The sequence below is a fragment of the Pseudomonas sp. GW821-FHT07F01 genome, from assembly GCF_059418825.1.
Map to the genome: position 1 here is coordinate 463,248 of NZ_JBWKQO010000004.1, position 15,664 is coordinate 478,911.

21 protein-coding genes are annotated in these 15,664 nt (G+C 60.4%); all 21 read left to right on the forward strand.

Annotation, left to right across the window (positions count from 1 at the left end):
• The first annotated feature begins 2 nt into the window (after nt 1-2).
• The 21 genes from AC07R1_RS16560 (at nt 3) to AC07R1_RS16660 (ending at nt 15,661) form a co-directional block, all read left to right on the forward strand.
• Nucleotides 3-590: a hypothetical protein gene (locus AC07R1_RS16560; RefSeq protein ID WP_495110732.1), complete on the forward strand. Its 588-nt coding sequence runs from the start codon at nt 3-5 to the stop codon at nt 588-590.
• Between the two features lies 1 nt (nt 591).
• Entirely contained in the window at nt 592-954 is a 363-nt protein-coding gene (locus tag AC07R1_RS16565; RefSeq protein ID WP_210693380.1) for a phage head completion protein, read from the forward strand.
• On the forward strand, nt 947-1,468 hold the full coding sequence (locus AC07R1_RS16570) for a hypothetical protein (protein WP_495110733.1): 522 nt from the start codon (nt 947-949) through the stop codon (nt 1,466-1,468). Before AC07R1_RS16565 ends, AC07R1_RS16570 begins: the two co-directional genes overlap by 8 nt.
• Before the next feature lie 61 nt (nt 1,469-1,529).
• The gene (locus tag AC07R1_RS16575) at nt 1,530-2,024 is read left to right on the forward strand and encodes an SHOCT domain-containing protein (protein ID WP_102881005.1); all 495 of its coding nucleotides are present in this window, start codon (nt 1,530-1,532) and stop codon (nt 2,022-2,024) included.
• A gap of 254 nt (nt 2,025-2,278) precedes the next feature.
• Nucleotides 2,279-2,710, forward strand: coding sequence for a hypothetical protein (locus AC07R1_RS16580; RefSeq protein ID WP_495110734.1), 432 nt, complete (start codon nt 2,279-2,281; stop codon nt 2,708-2,710).
• A 59-nt stretch (nt 2,711-2,769) separates the two neighbouring features.
• The gene (locus AC07R1_RS16585) at nt 2,770-3,360 is read left to right on the forward strand and encodes a phage tail terminator protein (protein WP_495110735.1); all 591 of its coding nucleotides are present in this window, start codon (nt 2,770-2,772) and stop codon (nt 3,358-3,360) included.
• On the forward strand, nt 3,357-3,557 hold the full coding sequence (locus AC07R1_RS16590; RefSeq protein WP_123430628.1) for a DUF2635 domain-containing protein: 201 nt from the start codon (nt 3,357-3,359) through the stop codon (nt 3,555-3,557). Before AC07R1_RS16585 ends, AC07R1_RS16590 begins: the two co-directional genes overlap by 4 nt.
• Nucleotides 3,557-5,053, forward strand: coding sequence for a phage tail sheath subtilisin-like domain-containing protein (locus AC07R1_RS16595; protein WP_495110736.1), 1,497 nt, complete (start codon nt 3,557-3,559; stop codon nt 5,051-5,053). The genes AC07R1_RS16590 and AC07R1_RS16595 overlap by 1 nt, the downstream gene beginning before the upstream one ends.
• A gap of 57 nt (nt 5,054-5,110) precedes the next feature.
• The gene (locus AC07R1_RS16600; RefSeq protein ID WP_077934303.1) at nt 5,111-5,458 is read left to right on the forward strand and encodes a phage tail tube protein; all 348 of its coding nucleotides are present in this window, start codon (nt 5,111-5,113) and stop codon (nt 5,456-5,458) included.
• Nucleotides 5,455-5,751 (forward strand): phage tail assembly protein, encoded by a 297-nt coding sequence (locus AC07R1_RS16605; RefSeq protein WP_210693386.1) that lies wholly within the window; start codon nt 5,455-5,457, stop codon nt 5,749-5,751. The genes AC07R1_RS16600 and AC07R1_RS16605 overlap by 4 nt, the downstream gene beginning before the upstream one ends.
• 130 nt (nt 5,752-5,881) lie before the next feature.
• On the forward strand, nt 5,882-7,936 hold the full coding sequence (locus AC07R1_RS16610; RefSeq protein WP_495110737.1) for a phage tail tape measure protein: 2,055 nt from the start codon (nt 5,882-5,884) through the stop codon (nt 7,934-7,936).
• A gap of 4 nt (nt 7,937-7,940) precedes the next feature.
• Nucleotides 7,941-9,191, forward strand: coding sequence for a DNA circularization protein (locus tag AC07R1_RS16615; protein WP_495110738.1), 1,251 nt, complete (start codon nt 7,941-7,943; stop codon nt 9,189-9,191).
• A gap of 3 nt (nt 9,192-9,194) precedes the next feature.
• The gene (locus AC07R1_RS16620; RefSeq protein ID WP_495110739.1) at nt 9,195-10,310 is read left to right on the forward strand and encodes a phage baseplate assembly protein; all 1,116 of its coding nucleotides are present in this window, start codon (nt 9,195-9,197) and stop codon (nt 10,308-10,310) included.
• A complete protein-coding gene (locus AC07R1_RS16625) occupies nt 10,307-10,813 on the forward strand; it encodes a phage baseplate assembly protein V (protein ID WP_495110740.1) in 507 nt (168 codons plus the stop codon). The genes AC07R1_RS16620 and AC07R1_RS16625 overlap by 4 nt, the downstream gene beginning before the upstream one ends.
• Before the next feature lie 2 nt (nt 10,814-10,815).
• Complete coding sequence (locus AC07R1_RS16630) at nt 10,816-11,214, forward strand: phage GP46 family protein (protein ID WP_025128913.1); 399 nt, start codon at nt 10,816-10,818, stop codon at nt 11,212-11,214.
• Nucleotides 11,204-12,244: a baseplate J/gp47 family protein gene (locus AC07R1_RS16635; protein ID WP_495110741.1), complete on the forward strand. Its 1,041-nt coding sequence runs from the start codon at nt 11,204-11,206 to the stop codon at nt 12,242-12,244. The genes AC07R1_RS16630 and AC07R1_RS16635 overlap by 11 nt, the downstream gene beginning before the upstream one ends.
• Nucleotides 12,232-12,840, forward strand: a complete 609-nt coding sequence (locus AC07R1_RS16640) for a YmfQ family protein (protein ID WP_495110742.1) — start codon at nt 12,232-12,234, stop codon at nt 12,838-12,840. The genes AC07R1_RS16635 and AC07R1_RS16640 overlap by 13 nt, the downstream gene beginning before the upstream one ends.
• Entirely contained in the window at nt 12,841-14,103 is a 1,263-nt protein-coding gene (locus tag AC07R1_RS16645) for a phage tail protein (protein ID WP_495110743.1), read from the forward strand.
• Nucleotides 14,104-14,114: 11 nt separating this feature from the next.
• Nucleotides 14,115-14,540, forward strand: a complete 426-nt coding sequence (locus AC07R1_RS16650) for a phage tail assembly chaperone (RefSeq protein WP_495110744.1) — start codon at nt 14,115-14,117, stop codon at nt 14,538-14,540.
• Between the two features lie 51 nt (nt 14,541-14,591).
• Nucleotides 14,592-15,143, forward strand: coding sequence for a glycoside hydrolase family 19 protein (locus AC07R1_RS16655; protein ID WP_495110745.1), 552 nt, complete (start codon nt 14,592-14,594; stop codon nt 15,141-15,143).
• Nucleotides 15,140-15,661, forward strand: a complete 522-nt coding sequence (locus AC07R1_RS16660; protein WP_495110746.1) for a DUF2514 family protein — start codon at nt 15,140-15,142, stop codon at nt 15,659-15,661. Before AC07R1_RS16655 ends, AC07R1_RS16660 begins: the two co-directional genes overlap by 4 nt.
• The last annotated feature ends 3 nt before the right edge of the window (nt 15,662-15,664 follow it).

The window sequence follows — 15,664 nt, forward strand, 5'->3', positions numbered from 1 at the left end:
TCATGGCCCTGCTGATCAGCTACACCGGGCCGGAGCCGCTGACGTATGACGATGTGGTCGCTCAGTGCCGGCTGGATCCCGACGACGATGACACCGCCGAGCGTGATCTGATCGAACGGATTGTTATCCCTGCGGCCCGTGGACTGGCAGAGGAGGCAACCGGTGCAGCGATCCGCAAGGGGCAGTATCGTGAACATCTGCCGAAAGTCCCCGCAGGCAGTGCTTTTGCTGCCACCAAGGGCCAGGCTTTCGAGTTGCAGAGCATTGCCCTTGGTGCCACGGCGGGGGCGGCGTTGCTTGATCCTGCTGCGGCATACCTGGTCAACGGTGGTAAGGAGTCGTTTGTTTACACCCAGCAGGGCGTGCCGTGGCGGGATGTGGTGGGTAGCTGCCCTCAGGGATTGATGGTCACCTATCAGGCGGGCATCGAGATCGAGGACCACCCCTCTGTTCGGCACTATCTGCTCCTGGCTGCCGCCTGGGCTTACCGGCATCGCGAGTTGCTGGTACTTGGGCAAACCCTCAACGAGTTGCCAGACCGTTACCTGTTGACCTTGTTGGCGGGTATCACCGTTCCGCCGAGGATCTGATATGGCCTTACGCGAACCCGGGGCGGGCGAGCTGAATCGGCGGGTGCGTGTCCGTCGCCGGTCGGATTTGCCCGCCGAAAATATTGGACTCGACTCTGTTTTCTCTGAAAGCAAATGGCGCTGGGCGATGATCGTTCCGGCGGGAACGGGTGTGTATGTCGATGGCATCCAGACCGACAATAAATTCACCCACTGGATAACCCTGCGGTTCCTGAAGGGGGTCACCAGTGACCACGAGGTGGTGCACGGCAGCACTCTCTACCGGGTCAAGCGCAGTGCCGATATGAATGGCAGCCATCGCTTTACGCTGTTGCAGGTAGAGGAACTGGGCGAGGCTCAGGCAGGAGGCAACATCTATGTCTAACTCGGCTTCAGTTGATGGCTACTTGCACTTCGAGGGCTTCGACGAATTCCAGCGCGATGCCTTCGATAAGAAGGCGATCCGCGCCGGAATGCGCAAGGTTGGCCGGTTGGTCACCCAGCGGGCGCAGATGAACCTCGCCCTAGGAAAGGGCCAGGAAGGCTACCCGGTCAATCGTACTGGGGCGACATTGGAGTCGATTTCTTTCAAGGTGTCCCGCTCGGGTTTTCTGGTGAAGATCGCCCCCAGGAAAACTGCGGCCATGGCTGAGTTTTATCCGGCTTACCTGCATTACGGGGTGAAGCGCGGTAGGCGCCTCGGCAAGCTGGCACCAGGAAAGGGCAAGGGCAAGTCCAACCGGCGAGCTGCTGGCGCTCGTGCGGCGGTCCTAGCAGAGCGTGCGGCGGGTGAGTGGCGTATCAAGCCTCGTGACAACTACATGGCTGATGCGCTGCAGGACTCGAGTTCTGATGTGAAAGGGATCCTCTCGGCAGCTTTCGCGGATGCTCTGCGGTAGTCGGGCTGCAAGCTACAGATCATTTGCGTTAGGATCCCGCCTTTAACATGGAGTGTGAGTTATGAGTGGTCTGCCGTTTACTGCAAAGGGATCAACAGGGGAAATTACGTTCACTGGTTCGGAGGTTTTAATCCGTCGAACTGGTGTGCTGGGGGCGCTCAGTCAGTTTTCTGGGCGGGGGCGAGGAAATAAGGACATCCCTCTTTCAGCGGTTACAGGTATTCGCTTAGAGCCTGGTTCGCTGATGAATAAGCCTTTCATCCAGATTATCCACTCGGGAAGTTTGGAGACACAGGGAGGTGCTAGCGCTGCAGCACAAGATGACAATAGTGTCTTTTTCTCCAAAGGTGTGACCGGGGACTTTGAACGTCTGAAGAGCCTAATTCTTGAGGCGATCAGGGCGGCAAAAGTTCAGCCCCAAGCCAGTCAGCCGGCTGCGCCTGCTGCTGAGGACTTGACTGAAACACTCAAGAAACTTTCAGGTTTGAAAGATGCGGGTGTTATCAGTGAAGAAGAGTTCGCAGCAAAGAAAGCCGAAATCTTGGCTCGGCTTTAACTACTACAAAGTAAACCACTATAAGCCTCGCGGTAGCGAGGTTTATATGCTCCATGGTTTTAGCGAATGTGGAGTAGATAAAGTCTTTTTATGCGAGTAATGATAGAGCAAAGCCTGAGGCTGGCTCTTTGATTACAGGGGAGTCATAAGTGTTACAGCTATTGTGGGTCTTGTGTCATTGGGACGATTGGGAGACCTTAATAATACTTGCCGTCCCGTTCCAGCTTTACGCTTTGTGTTTCATGTCGATCTCAATGTTGATCTTTCGTTTTCGTGGTCGTATTCCTTATTTGATAACTTGCGTCTTGGCGTTTGTGATTGCGGGGTGGCCTGCTGCGAATGTCTTATGGGCGACTTTGCCTTACTCGCTCGACTATAAGGACTACCGGGAGAATCTTCGGCAGGTGAGAGAGCAAGAGCGCTTGCAGCAAAAACTTGCGGCAACAGATGTTGATAAGCAACCCGTCCAGTTGGCGGGCGGGATGGCAGGACTGGAGTCAATGAAGATTTTTATGGCACTGGTTTCATACTGGGCAGATTCCAAACAGCCCCAGGAGAGTGACCAGCAACCGGAAGAAAAGGAACTCTTACAGCCGCAAAAAACATCGCAGACTGTTGACGTCCAGTCTGTAAGCAATCCTGAGAAAGCTCTAGGAGAGGTTTCAGATTCTTCAGGACGGCGATAACAGTTTTTTAAAAGAGCCTCGCACACGCGGGGCTTTTTTCTGCCCGGAGTTTCTCCCTAATGAAATTAAACCCTGTTGTTGCTCAGTTGCGGGCGACCTGTCCAACCTTTGCCCATCGGGTTACGGGCGGCATTGATTGGGATGCTGTGGCGGACAGCGCCAAGTTGGATTTGCCAGCCGCCTATGTGATCGCTTCAGCCGATGCAGCAGACGATAACGTGGCTCAAAACACCGTGGTTCAGCGAATCACGGACCAGTTCGCCGTTGTCGTCGTTCTTGAGGCCACGGACGAACGAGGGCAGGAAGCCAACGACCTGTTGCACGACATCAGGGCCGAGTTGTGGCGTTCGTTGATTGGCTGGAAGCCGGCACCCGAGTACACGCCCCTTGAGTATGGCAAGGGCGCCTTGCTCCACATCAGCCGCGCTCGGGTCGTGTATCAGATGACCTTTGTCGCGGCCTTCCAGCTTGGCCGCAACCTACCCCATGAGCCTGGCGAAACCTGGGCCGAACTGGCGGCAGATGGCCTGGTGCCGTTTGAGGGGGCGACTTTCAACATGGATTGCATCGATCCGGCGGATCCCAACCTGCGGCAGCCCGGCCCGGATGGGCGTATTGAAGTCAAATTTTCAGGAGACGCAACACCATGACCCAGCGCATCACAGTGGTACCGGCCCCGGGCCGTGCAGTGCCTGACCCAGAAGCCGGCGATCTGTTGCCGGCTGAGGGGCGGGAAGTTCCGGATAACGCCTGGTGGCGCCGTCGTTTGTTGGATGACGACGTGACGCTCAAGCCAACCAAACCCGCCAAGGCCGTCGCCGCGGCGACTCAAGAGGGGCCGAAGTAATGGCTATCGGATTCAGCAACATCCCCGCGGATATCCGCGTTCCGCTGTTCTATGCGGAAATGGACAACTCTGCGGCAAACACCGCCGCCTCGGCCATGCGCCGCTTGATCGTCGCCCAGGTGAACGACAACGCACCCAGCGAAGGGGTCGGCAAGTTGGTGCTGGTATCCAGCGTGGCATTGGCGAAAAGCATCGGCGGCCAAGGTTCGATGCTCGCCGCGATGTACGACACCTGGCGCAAGGCAGATCCCATTGGCGAGATCTGGTGTCTGCCGCTGCTGAGCACCGAGGGGGTCAAGGCGGCGGCCAAGGTCACTCTGTCCGGTACTGCCACCGAGGCCTGTCTGTTGAGCCTGTATATAGGCGGTGTTCGTGTTCAGGCCACCGTCACAGCGGCAGCAACCGCCGCGGTGGCCGCCTCGGCACTCGCGGTAAAAATCAATGCCGCCGCCGATCTGCCAGTGACTGCCAGCGCTGCTGTCGGCGTCGTGACGCTGACCTGTAAATGGTCGGGCGAGAGCGGCAACGATATCGGCATCGTCCTGAACCGCCTGGGCAAGACCAATGGCGAATTTACCCCGGCGGGGTTGACCGTTGAGCTGACCCAGATGCTGGGCGGCGCGGGCGTTCCGGATCAGGTAGACGCCATTGCCGCGTTGGGTGATGAGCCCTTCGAATTCATCTGTGTGCCCTGGTCCGATACCACCACGCTGAACCAGTGGCAGGCGGTCATGGATGACAACGTGGGGCGCTGGAGCTGGGCCAAGCAGTTGTTCGGTCATGTGTACAGCGCGAAGCGGGGCACCGTCGGTACCCTGGTGGCCGCCGGTCAGGCGCGCAACGATCAGCACATCACCATCCAGGCCCTGGAAAACGGTGTGCCGCAGCCGGTGTGGGTCCAGGCCGCGGCCCTGGCTGCACGGACGTCAGTCTTCATTTCCGCCGATGCCAGTCGCCCCACGCAAAGCGGTTCGCTGCCGGGCCTGGATCCGGCTCCGGCCAGTGAGCGTTTCACCCTCACTGAGCGTCAGTCGCTGCTGAGCTACGGGATCGCTACGGCGTACTACGAGGGGGGCTATGTGCGAATTCAGCGCTCGATCACCACCTACCAGAAGAACGCCTACGGCCAGGCGGACAACTCCTACCTGGACAGCGAAACCATGCATCAGTCGGCGTTCATCATCCGCCGGATGCAAAGTGTGATCACCAGTAAATATGGGCGCCACAAGCTGGCGAACGACGGTACCCGGTTCGGCGCCGGCCAGCCGATTGTCACGCCGAGCACTATCCGCGGTGAGCTGATTGCCCAGTACGCCAAGCTGGAGCTGGAAGGGCACGTGGAGAACGCCGAGCTGTTTGCCGAGCACCTGGTCGTCGAGCGTGATTCGCGTGACCCGAGCCGCGTAAACGTCCTATTCCCGCCGGACTACATCAACGGCCTGCGCATCTTCGCGCTGCTCAATCAGTTCCGCCTGCAGTACGACGCGGCGGCGTAACGCAGCCATTGCACCTACAGCCCGCCATGCGCGGGCTTTTTCATTCGGGAGAAGACCATGGGTCAATTAGTGGCGGGTACCGCCTACGTCAAAGTCGACGGTGCGCAGCTCACCATCACTGGCGGGGCAGAGGCTCCGTTGATGACGGTGAAGCGAGAGACGGTCGCGACGGGTTTCTACAAGGAAGAAGACCTGCCGCCTTACCTGAAGATGACAGCCATCCTGTCCCCGGATCTGGACTTCAAGAAGATCGTCAACGGGCGTGACATGACGGTCACCTGCGAGTTCAAGAACGGCAAGGTGTTCGTGCTGGCAGGGGCCTATCTGGTCGGGGAGCCCTCTTACAAGGGCGATGACGGTACCGCCGAATTTGAATTCAACGGCATCAAGGGGACCTGGCAATGAGTCAACCAATCAAGCTGCAGGTGCCTATCGAAGCGCACGGTGAAACGCTGGTCGAGCTGACCCTGCGCCGCCCGACGGTGCAGGAGGTGCGGGCCATCAAGGCGCTGCCCTACAAGATCGACAAAAGCGAAGAGGTCGGTCTCGACATGGATGTCGCCGCCAAATACATCGCGGTGTGTGCAGGCATCCCGCCTTCGTCGGTCAACCAGTTGGATCTGGTCGATCTCAACGCTCTGAGCTGGGCGGTGGCCGGTTTTTTCATGACTGCGGCGTCCGCGCCATCGACGACCTGATCGCGCTGGCCTACGACCTGGCCTGGTTCTGGAAGATCGACCCCGAACAGATGATGGCCAGGCCTCTGGACCTCATTCTTGAATCGCTGAGCCACGCCCAGCGGATAAATCAATCCCAGCAGGTGCAGTGATGGCGGATAAGTTCCAGCTCAAGGCGTTGATCACGGGCGTTGACAAGCTGTCGCCAACGCTCACCGGGATCCGCAAGAACGTCGCGGGCTTTCGCAAACAGATGGAAAGCTCCGGCCTGGGCAAGATTGGTTTCCGGGATCTGCTGCAGGGCGGGGCATTCGCCGCGCCCTTTGTCGCTGGAGCGAAGGCGGCCATCGACTTTGAGTCGTCCATGGCGGACGTGCGCAAGGTGGTGGATTTCGACACCCCGGAACAGTTCAAACAGATGGGCCAGGATGTGCTCGGGATGTCTGAGCAGATGCCGATGGCGGCGAGCGGCATTGCCGCGATTGTTGCTGCGGGCGGTCAGGCGGGCTTTGCTCGGGAAGAGCTGAAGCAATTCGCTGAAGACGCGGTAAAGATGGGGGTTGCCTTTGATCAGACCGCCGACCAATCCGGCGACATGATGGCCAAGTGGCGAACCTCTTTCAAAATGACCCAGCCGGAAGTGGTCGCGCTGGCGGACAAGATCAACTATCTGAGCAACACCGGGCCTTCATCAGCGCAGCAGGTCGCGGACATCGTGACCCGCATCGGCGCGTTGGGTGGCATCGCTGGGCTTTCCTCGGGGCAGATCGCGGCCATGGGGGCCACCCTGGCGGGAGTGGGCGTGCCGAGCGAAGTCGCTGCAACAGGGATGAAGAACTTCATGCTCGCCCTGACCAAAGGCGGCGCGGCAACCAAGCAGCAATCACAGGCGTTCAAGTCGTTGCGACTCGACGTGAAGCAGGTAGCCAAGAGCATGCAGCAAGACGCTCAGGGCACGATTAAGGACGTTCTTGATCGCATCGCGAAGGTTGACCCAGCAAAGCAGGCAGGCTTGCTCACACAGCTTTTCGGCACTGAGTCGGTCTCGGCAATTGCCCCCATGCTGACCAACTTGGACCTGCTGAAAACCAGCTTTGCCGCGGTAGGCAAAGAGGGCAAGTTCGCCGGTTCGATGCAGCTTGAGTATGAGACGCGATCCAAGACGACGGCCAACGCCCTACAGCTGATGCAAAACAAGGTGACACGGTTGGGCATTGAGATTGGCAGCGTACTGTTGCCGCCGCTCAATGATGTCCTGACCACCCTCGGCCCGCTGATTTCTCAAGTGTCCGCTCTGGCAGCGGAGCATCCCGAGGTGATCAAGGGCGTTCTCGGGGCGGGTATTGCCTTTGGCGTCCTTCGCTTGGCGGTGTTGGCCAGTACGGTGGCCATGAAGGTGTTCGGCGCCGTGACGTCCATTTCTCCCGTGGGGCTGATTGTGCGGGGGATCGCGTTGGCGGCGGGGTTGTTGATCGCCAACTGGTCCACCGTCGGGCCTTATTTCCAGGCGCTGTGGGAGAAGATCAAGGGACCGGCAATGGTGTTGTGGGGCTGGTTTAAACAAGCCTTCGCCTTCACTCCGCTGGGCTTGGTGATCGAAAACTGGGGGCCGCTGACTGAGTTCTTCAAGGCCATCTGGGGTGTGTTGGTTGCGATCTCTGGCCCGGCCTGGGATCTCATAAAGCACATGTTTGATTGGTCACCGTTGGGGATCATCATCCAGAACTGGGAGCCGATCACCGCATGGTTCAAGGGGTTGTGGGAAAAAATCAAACCCATCATTGAGCCGATCCTGAACTTCATGGGCGCCGGGGAGGGTGGTGACGGAATCATCAAGACCGCGACCGACAAGGCCAACGCTTTCGCTGAAGAACAGCGCAAGCGCAATGCAGGCGAGGGCGGCGGTACCGGTGACTTCCTACGCTCGGACGCTGCGAAGGTCATGCAAGAGCGGCAATCGTTCTTGAACAAGACCCAGGGCGGGGCCAGTGCCGGCGATCTGTTGCGGGCGCCGGGCCAGGTGCCGCCACCAGGTAGCCTGCTGCAGCAGACTGCCGCAGCCAACGCCCAAAGCCTGAAGGGCCAGATCGATATCAACCTCAACGGGGCGCCGCCCGGATCCACGGTCGAAGAGTCGAAAACCAACCAGCGCGGCCTGAACATCAAGCCGAACGTTGGGCGGCGCACTGTCGGTGCAGAGAGGTAGCAGAATGGAAAGGACATGGCGCGACGAACTGCTGCCGGCGTCATTCAAGGGCATCAGCTTTCTGGTTGACCGGGCCGCGGTGCCGGTGGGCATGAAAGGCCAGCTGCATGAATTCCCCCAGCGTGATGAACCGTACTTTGAGCAGTTGGGCCGGCAGTCGCAGGTTCACGCCCTGACGGTGTGGATCATCGGTGACGACTGTTTCGAGCGGCGGGATAAGTTTCTTGAGGCAGTCCAGACCCGCGGCGCTGGTGAGCTGGTGCACCCCTGGCTTGGGCGAATGCAGGTCAAGGCCGGCGAATGTGAGATGAACCACAGCCGGCGCGAGGGTGGCCTGGTCGCCTTCGACGTGGTGTTTTATCCAGATAAGCCGCTGCAATTCCCGGCGGCCCGGGTCAACACCCAGCAGCAGGTGGTCAAGTCGTCGGAAGGTTTGCTGGACTCCGCGCTGGCCCGGTACAAGGCGGCAATGGCGAAAGTTGATCAGGCCCGCCTGGGCATCATCGGTTTGCGCAATAGCTTGTCGAGCGTTTACAGCGTGATTCAGCAGCAGTTCGCGCCGCTGGTGGGCCTGTTCACGAACCTCAGTGGTTTTGTGCAGTCGCTGATCAATTCGCCCGGTGCGCTGGGGGCGCTGTTCTCCAGCTACTTCAGCGACTTCACCGGCCTAGACTTCTCAAGCCCTGGATCCAGTTATCGCGGTTCCATTGCTTCAGCGACACAGCACAGCGAGGCGGTGACGGGCATCAACACAGTGAGCCAGGCTGCAGGGGCTGACACGAACGCAGCCGCACAGGCTACGGCTGACCTGGTGCAGGACGCACTGCTGGTGCAGGTGGCGCTGATCGTCAGCGAGATGCCGGTGGCGAGTCAGCCGATATCGAACGACTCCACACCATCAGTTGATCAGCAGGCTGTGCAGCCGGTTGAACGGCCCGAGGTGCCCGTGGCGGATGATGTCATTGAGCTGCGGGACAGCCTGAGCGAGGCGATCTATGAGGCCTCCCTCAAAGCGGACCCGCGGCACTATCAGGCCCTGACCAACCTTCGCCAGACGCTGGTGAAGCACCTGACCGCCGTCGCCCAGTCTGGCGTGCGGCTGGTGGAGATCACCCCCGCCGAAGCGCTGCCGGCCCTGGTGCTGGCTTACCGGCGCTTCGGCGACGCCACGCGGGCGGGGGAGGTGGTGCAGCGCAACCGCATTCAGCACCCCGGCTTTGTGCCGCCGGTCCCGCTCAAGATCGCTCGGGAGTAACCCATGCTCGATACACAGAACGTCGTCAGCCTCACGGTTGATGGTGTGGATTACAGCGGCTGGAAATCAGTGGAAATCTCGGCAGGGCTGGAGCGCCAGGCCCGGGACTTCAACCTCGGTATTACATGGAAGTGGGGCGATCAGAAGGTCGAGGTGCCGATAAAGCAGGGCGCAAAGTGTCAGGTTCGGATCGGTGATGACCTGGTGCTGACTGGCTGGGTGTTCGGTACGCCGATCAGCTATGACGACAAGCAGATCACTCGGTCGGTCACCGGGCGGTCGCTGCCGGCGGATCTGGTGGACTGCGCCGCGGTGAACAAGCCGGGGCAGTGGAACAGCCAGGGTGTGCTGTCGATCGTCAAGGCGCTGGCTGCGCCCTACAAGATCGCCGTGCGCAGCGAAATCCCTGAAAGCTCAAAGCTGTCCGACCACACCATTGAGCCCGGCGAGTCGGCGTTTGAGTCCATTGACCGACTACTGACGCTGTTCCGGGTGTTCTCTACGGATGACGCCCGCGGTAGGGCGGTGCTCGCCAAACCGGGCAGCGAGGGGCGGGCCTTCGATGCGCTGGCAGTGGGGCGGAACATCAAAGCCGGCGATGCTCCGCTCGACTTCTCTGGGGTGTATTCGGAGTACCAGGTGCTGGGACAAAAGACCGGTACCGATGAAGAGTTCGGCGAAGCAGCGGCGGAAGTGTCTGCCGAGGTTACGGACGAACGAACGACCCGACGGCGCGTGAAGATCATTCAGGAGTCTGGACAGGTCACCCAGGAGCTGGCCCAGGCCCGGGCCAACTGGGAGCGCAGCACACGGATGGGCAAGGCGCTTTCCGCGACCTATACGGTGCAGGGCTGGCGGCAGTCGAACGGCCAGCTGTGGAAGCACAACATGATCGTGCGTGTAGTGGATCCGATCATTGGCTTCGACCGCGACATGCTGATCGCCGAGATCACCTACAGCCTTAGCGACCAGGGCATGACCACGAAAATGCTGGTCGGCCCGCCGGATGGTTTCGAGCCCGAGCCGGACGACTCCCACAAGAACCGCAAGCTGAAGAAGGGCGGCAAGGGCGACAACTTCGAATACCTGATTCCCGCTGACTACGAGCCTAAAAAATGAGCCTGATGAAGATGCTTGCCCGCGGCACGGTGGTTCTGGCCGACGCGGCGAAGAAGCTGCAAACCCTGCAGGTGCGGCTGACGGCTGGAGAAGTGAAGGACAAGGTTGAACACTTCGAACCCTATGGCCTCACCAGCCACCCGCTGGCGGGCGCTGAGGTATTGACGGCGTTCCTCGGTGGGGATCGGTCCCATGGGGTGGTACTGGTGGCTTCAGATCGCCGGTACCGCGTGCAGGAGTTGAAGCCCGGCGAGGTCGCTATCTACAGCGACGAAGGCGACAAGGTGCACCTCAAGCGCGGACGGGTGATCGAGGTGGTCACCGAGACGCTGAACATCACCGCCAGTAGCGCCGTGAACATCGATACACCGCTGCTCACACAGACAGGGAAGATCGTTTCACAGGGGGACCAGATTGCCGGCGGGGTCAGCCAGATCAATCACGTTCACGGTGGAGTCATGCCTGGCCCGGGCCAGACAACCGCGCCTGTTCCAGGGGGCTGACGATGATCATATCGGGAACCCTTGAAACCTCGCTTGTTCGGGCGGTGGTGATCAGCCTGTTTACCTGGCGCCGCGCCGCGACCGATGACCCGATTGACGATGAAGAGCGCTTCGGCTGGTGGGGCGATAGCTTTCCGGCGGTGGTCGATGATCGGATCGGCTCCCGCCTCTGGTTGTTGCGCCGGGTAAAGCTCACCCGAGAAACCCAGCTCGATGCCGAGTTCTATGCCCGGGAGGCCCTGCAATGGCTGCTCGACGACGGCGAGGTCATTCGCATCGAGATCCGCAGTGAGCGGGCCACGGACAGCCGCCTGAACCTCGGTGTGATTCTGACCATCTCCACAGGCGAACGCCTGGAGATCCACCCAACAGAGCTATGGCAGGTGATATATGCCGTTTGAAACCCCCACGCTTCCCGTGTTGGTTAATCGCACGCAAAGCGACCTTGCCGGCGATGCATTGCGGCGCTCCGATGCTCAGGTGTTGGCCCGAACGCTGAGCGGTGCTGCCTTCGGCCTGTACGGTTACCTGGGCTGGATCGCCGAGCAGATTCTGCCGGACACGGCTGAAGTCGAAACGCTGGAGCGGATCGCCTCCCTTCGCCTCAATCAGCCAAGGAAAGCTGCTCAGCCGGCCCAAGGTATGGCCAGCTTTACCGCAGCTGCAGGCGCTGTGCTGGACGCTGACACCGTATTACAGGCCAGTGATGGCCGGGCCTACCGCGTCACTGCAGGGGTGACGACGGTTGCCGGTACCAACACGGCGGGGCTTGAGGCGGTGGACGCTGGAGCGCTGGGCAACGCGGACGCCGGCCTGGTGCTAAACCTCGTTCAGCCGGTCCAGGGAGTGGCGGACTCGTTCACTGTCCTGGCTCCCGGCCTGCTGGGCGGTGTGGCTCAGGAAAGCGTTGAGTCATTGCGGGCCCGAGTCATTCAGTCCTATCGCGTGATACCTCATGGCGGCTCGGCGGATGACTATGAAACCTGGGCGTTGGAATGCCCCGGCATTACCCGGGCCTGGACCAGGCGGCTGTACCTGGGGCCGGGCACCGTGGCGGTGTTTGTGATGCGCGATGACGATGCCGACCCGGTGCCAACGGTTGAACAGCTGGCCGAGGTGAAGCAGTACATCGAACCCCGGCGACCGGTAACGGCTGAGGTATATGTCTTGGCCCCCACGCGCAAATCGGTTGTGTACAGCATCCGGCTGAACCCGGATACCTCTGCAGTTAGGGCGGCCGTCGAGGCGCAGTTGCGTGACCTGCATGCGCGAGAGGCGGCCCTGGGTGAGCCCCTTTTGCTGACTCACATCGCCGAGGCCATCAGTGGATCCGCTGGTGAGTGGGACCACCAACTGGTGGCGCCGGTTACTGATGTAGCAGCCGAGCCTAACGAGCTGCTGACGTATGGGGGCTGCCTATGGCTGGCTTAAGAACGGCGCAGCAGTACCGTGCCCAACTCAGGGCGTTGCTCCCCGCGGGCCCGGCCTGGGAGCCTGAGCGCGTCCCCGAGTTGGCGTTAGTGCTGACCGGCTTGTCGCAGGAGCTGGCGCGCATCGAAGCCCGGGCCTTCGCCTTGCTGAATGAGATGGATGCCGGCGGCGTGAATGAACTGGTGCCTGACTGGGAGCGGGTGATGGGGCTTCCGGATCCCTGCATTGGGCTTGAACCGGTATTTGAGGACCGCCGTCTGGCAGTGCGCCAACGGCTGACGGCAGTCGGCGGGCAATCCTGTAGCTACTTCGTCGAGATCGCAGTGCGCCTCGGTTATCCCGAGGCCACCATCACGGAGCGCAGGGCTCCACGGTTTGGCCGCTCCCGATTTGGCTCCGCCCACTTCGGTACCTGGTCCGCTCAGTTTATGTGGACGCTCAACACGGGGCCGCGCCGCCGCCTGGGTCGGCGCTTCGGTGCCAGCTATTGGGGTGAGCGCTTCGGGGTCAACCCGAGCGGCGCCCTGGAGTGCGTCATTCGTCGCAGCGCCCCGGCGCATGCACTGGAATCAATCAATTATGGGGTGGGTGTGTAGATGGACTATCCGAAAAGCGTACCGAACGTGGGGCTGGTCAACGGCAAGTTTGTTGACGAGAACACCGCGACCGGGCAAGTCGGCTCGCTGATCCCGTCGAGCTGGGGCAATGCGGTAACTGATGAGCTGCTGAACGTCATTCAGGCCGGTGGTGAGCAGCCAGCAGAGAACGACAATGACCAGCTGTTGGCCGCGATCAAAGTCATTGTGCGGGACTCAATACCGCCGGAGAAGATCCGCACGACGCTTGCTGAGTACGGCATTACCGACGCTTATACCAAGTCGGTGACGTACACGAAAGCCGAGATCGAGGCGCTGTTGAAGAACATGTCAGCGCTGCCTGTGGGGGCGATGGTCCCGTTTCCAAAGGGGACTGTGCCGGCGGGCTTTCTGGAGGTTGATGGCAGCGTGCAGAGCGCGGCGACCTATCCCGACCTGGCGGCGTACCTGGGGACCACATTCAACCAGGGTAACGAAGGGACGGGGAACTTTCGGTTGCCTGATTCCCGGGGTGAGTTCCTGCGCGGCTGGGACCATGGGCGTGGGGTTGATGCCGGTCGGGGGCTTGGCAGCAAGCAGCTTGACGCGATGGAAATCATTACAGGTAACGTCGGGGGAGTGCGCAATGACACCGCTTCTGTAACTCCGAGCGGACCGTTTTTCACTGTCAGCGAAGCGGGCAATTTCGCGACCGGTCCTGGCCGCCTTACAAGTGTTGTGTTCGATTCCTCAAAAGTTGTTAGAACGGCAACCGAAACTCGACCGCGCAATCTGGCGGTTATGTGGTGCATCAAGGCGTGGAACGCCCCGATCAATCAAGGAAGCATCGATATTGCAGCTCTTGCCCCGTTGGCGGCTCAGGCTACTGAGATCAATCAGGGCACAGCAAAAGTCGCAACTACCGCGCAGATGCTTGATAGCGCGAACGACTTGGTCATGCCGACACCAAAGAAACTGCGGTGGGGGCTTTCCGTCAGTCTTGCTTCCAATGGGTACATTGCAGCGCCTTTCTGGCTTGGCGGCTGGGTTATTCAGTGGGGGACCACGGGCGCTGTAAGCCCTACTCCAGCAGTTGTGTCGTTTCCGATGGCGTTTCCCTCCGAAGCTTATGTCGCGTTGGCCATCGGATATCTCGGACAAACGAACGTCGGCGCGAATCAGGACGCGATCTACTCATTCGGGCTGTCAAAAAATGGTGTCAGCTTTAAGACATATGGTAGCTCCGTTGCAAACGGCGCCAAATACATCGCAATTGGAAGCTGAGGGAGTGCCGCATGCGCTTTTATAGCCAGACAACTCAAACGACTTATCTGCGTGGAATGCACGCGTCCATGCCTGCCGATGCAGTCGAAATCACTGATGAGCTTTACATGACGGTGATCGGGAACCCTCCGCCTGGAAAGGTCCGTGCCCACGATGATCAGGGCTTGCCGTATCTGATCGATGCGCCCGAAGTGGTGCTGGACCCGGCGACTCAGGAACGCGGGTGGCGCGATGCAGAGTTGGCATCTGTCATGTGGCTGCGCGAGCGGCACCGGGATCAACTTGAGATCGAGGCGCCGACGAGCATTGACGGCGAGCAGTTCAAGGAGCTGCTTGTGTACATGCAGGCCCTGCGCGACTGGCCGCAGTCGACGGACTTTCCTGATGTTCAGCACCGCCCTGCAGCGCCGCCCTGGATCGCTGAACAACTCGAGTAAACGCCCCGCACTGTCGGGGCGTTTTCATTTCTGACCAATGAGGTTTTCCTTATGCCCATCACAACGCAGCAGCTGCTACAGATCCTCCCCAACGCCGGCGCTAAAGCCGGCGTTTTTGTTCCTGCTCTCAACGCTGCAATGAGTAAGTACGCGATCATCACCCGCTTGCGCATGGCGGCGTTCATCGCGCAGATAGGCCACGAGTCCGGCCAACTGCTTTACGTGCGCGAGCTGGGCAGCGATCAGTACCTGAGCAAGTACGACACCGGCACCCTGGCCAAGCGCCTGGGCAACACCCTCGAAGCGGACGGCGACGGCCAGAAGTACCGAGGCAGGGGGCTGATCCAGATCACCGGCCGGGCCAACTATGAAGCCTGTAGCGAAGCTCTGTTCAGTGATGCTCGATTGCTCAACACCCCTGAGCTACTGGAAACCCCAGTCTATGCCGCGCTGTCGGCGGGTTGGTTCTGGCAGCGTGCGGGCCTGAACACCCTGGCCGACAGGGGCGATTTTCTCACGATCACCAAGCGCATAAACGGCGGAACCAACGGCCTGGCGGATCGCGAGGCGCTGTATGAGCGTGCATTGAAGGTGCTGGCGTGAGCGCCTGGCTGTTACGTGGCGGCCTGCTGGTGCTAGCACTTGCCTCTTACTGGGGGATTTATCAGCACGGACGGTCGATCGAGAGCGCAGAGTGGCAGGCGCGCTGGAATGCGCGTGACGCCGGTGATAAGCAGGCTTGGGCCATCGATGAGCGCGCAGAGCGCGACAAAGAACAGGATCGGCAGAACTCAATCAACAAGGCGGTGCAGGATGGACAACGGAAAATCGATAGTGCAATCGCTGACGCTGTTACCGCTCGCGCTGCTGCTGGGAGCCTGCAGCGGACCGTCGACGATCTCACCGAGCACCTCAAGCGTACGGCCAGCAGCAATTCCTGCACTGCCGCCGCAAGCGCGGCAGCAACCCGCACGGCCCTGGTGCTTGCCGACCTGTTCAAGCGCGCTGACAAACGAGCGGGAGATCTGGCAGCAGATGCTGATCAAAGCCGGACCAGGGGAGTGACGTGTGAACAGGCTTATGACGGCATTGCCAAGGGCTTGATCAGCCCTGGGCAATGACCG

Bases quoted from the DNA above. Each gene is read 5' to 3' on its own strand.
- AC07R1_RS16585 (WP_495110735.1), top strand. From the start codon at position 2,770: ATGAAATTAAACCCTGTTGTTGCTCAGTTGCGGGCGACCTGTCCAACC.
- AC07R1_RS16650 (WP_495110744.1), top strand. From the start codon at position 14,115: ATGCGCTTTTATAGCCAGACAACTCAAACGACTTATCTGCGTGGAATG.
- AC07R1_RS16590 (WP_123430628.1), top strand. From the start codon at position 3,357: ATGACCCAGCGCATCACAGTGGTACCGGCCCCGGGCCGTGCAGTGCCT.
- AC07R1_RS16630 (WP_025128913.1), top strand. From the start codon at position 10,816: ATGATCATATCGGGAACCCTTGAAACCTCGCTTGTTCGGGCGGTGGTG.
- AC07R1_RS16615 (WP_495110738.1), top strand. From the start codon at position 7,941: ATGGAAAGGACATGGCGCGACGAACTGCTGCCGGCGTCATTCAAGGGC.
- AC07R1_RS16620 (WP_495110739.1), top strand. From the start codon at position 9,195: ATGCTCGATACACAGAACGTCGTCAGCCTCACGGTTGATGGTGTGGAT.
- AC07R1_RS16640 (WP_495110742.1), top strand. From the start codon at position 12,232: ATGGCTGGCTTAAGAACGGCGCAGCAGTACCGTGCCCAACTCAGGGCG.
- AC07R1_RS16560 (WP_495110732.1), top strand. From the start codon at position 3: ATGGCCCTGCTGATCAGCTACACCGGGCCGGAGCCGCTGACGTATGAC.
- AC07R1_RS16600 (WP_077934303.1), top strand. From the start codon at position 5,111: ATGGGTCAATTAGTGGCGGGTACCGCCTACGTCAAAGTCGACGGTGCG.
- AC07R1_RS16625 (WP_495110740.1), top strand. From the start codon at position 10,307: ATGAGCCTGATGAAGATGCTTGCCCGCGGCACGGTGGTTCTGGCCGAC.
- AC07R1_RS16645 (WP_495110743.1), top strand. From the start codon at position 12,841: ATGGACTATCCGAAAAGCGTACCGAACGTGGGGCTGGTCAACGGCAAG.
- AC07R1_RS16595 (WP_495110736.1), top strand. From the start codon at position 3,557: ATGGCTATCGGATTCAGCAACATCCCCGCGGATATCCGCGTTCCGCTG.
- AC07R1_RS16565 (WP_210693380.1), top strand. From the start codon at position 592: ATGGCCTTACGCGAACCCGGGGCGGGCGAGCTGAATCGGCGGGTGCGT.
- AC07R1_RS16605 (WP_210693386.1), top strand. From the start codon at position 5,455: ATGAGTCAACCAATCAAGCTGCAGGTGCCTATCGAAGCGCACGGTGAA.
- AC07R1_RS16580 (WP_495110734.1), top strand. From the start codon at position 2,279: ATGTTGATCTTTCGTTTTCGTGGTCGTATTCCTTATTTGATAACTTGC.
- AC07R1_RS16570 (WP_495110733.1), top strand. From the start codon at position 947: ATGTCTAACTCGGCTTCAGTTGATGGCTACTTGCACTTCGAGGGCTTC.
- AC07R1_RS16655 (WP_495110745.1), top strand. From the start codon at position 14,592: ATGCCCATCACAACGCAGCAGCTGCTACAGATCCTCCCCAACGCCGGC.
- AC07R1_RS16575 (WP_102881005.1), top strand. From the start codon at position 1,530: ATGAGTGGTCTGCCGTTTACTGCAAAGGGATCAACAGGGGAAATTACG.
- AC07R1_RS16610 (WP_495110737.1), top strand. From the start codon at position 5,882: ATGGCGGATAAGTTCCAGCTCAAGGCGTTGATCACGGGCGTTGACAAG.
- AC07R1_RS16635 (WP_495110741.1), top strand. From the start codon at position 11,204: ATGCCGTTTGAAACCCCCACGCTTCCCGTGTTGGTTAATCGCACGCAA.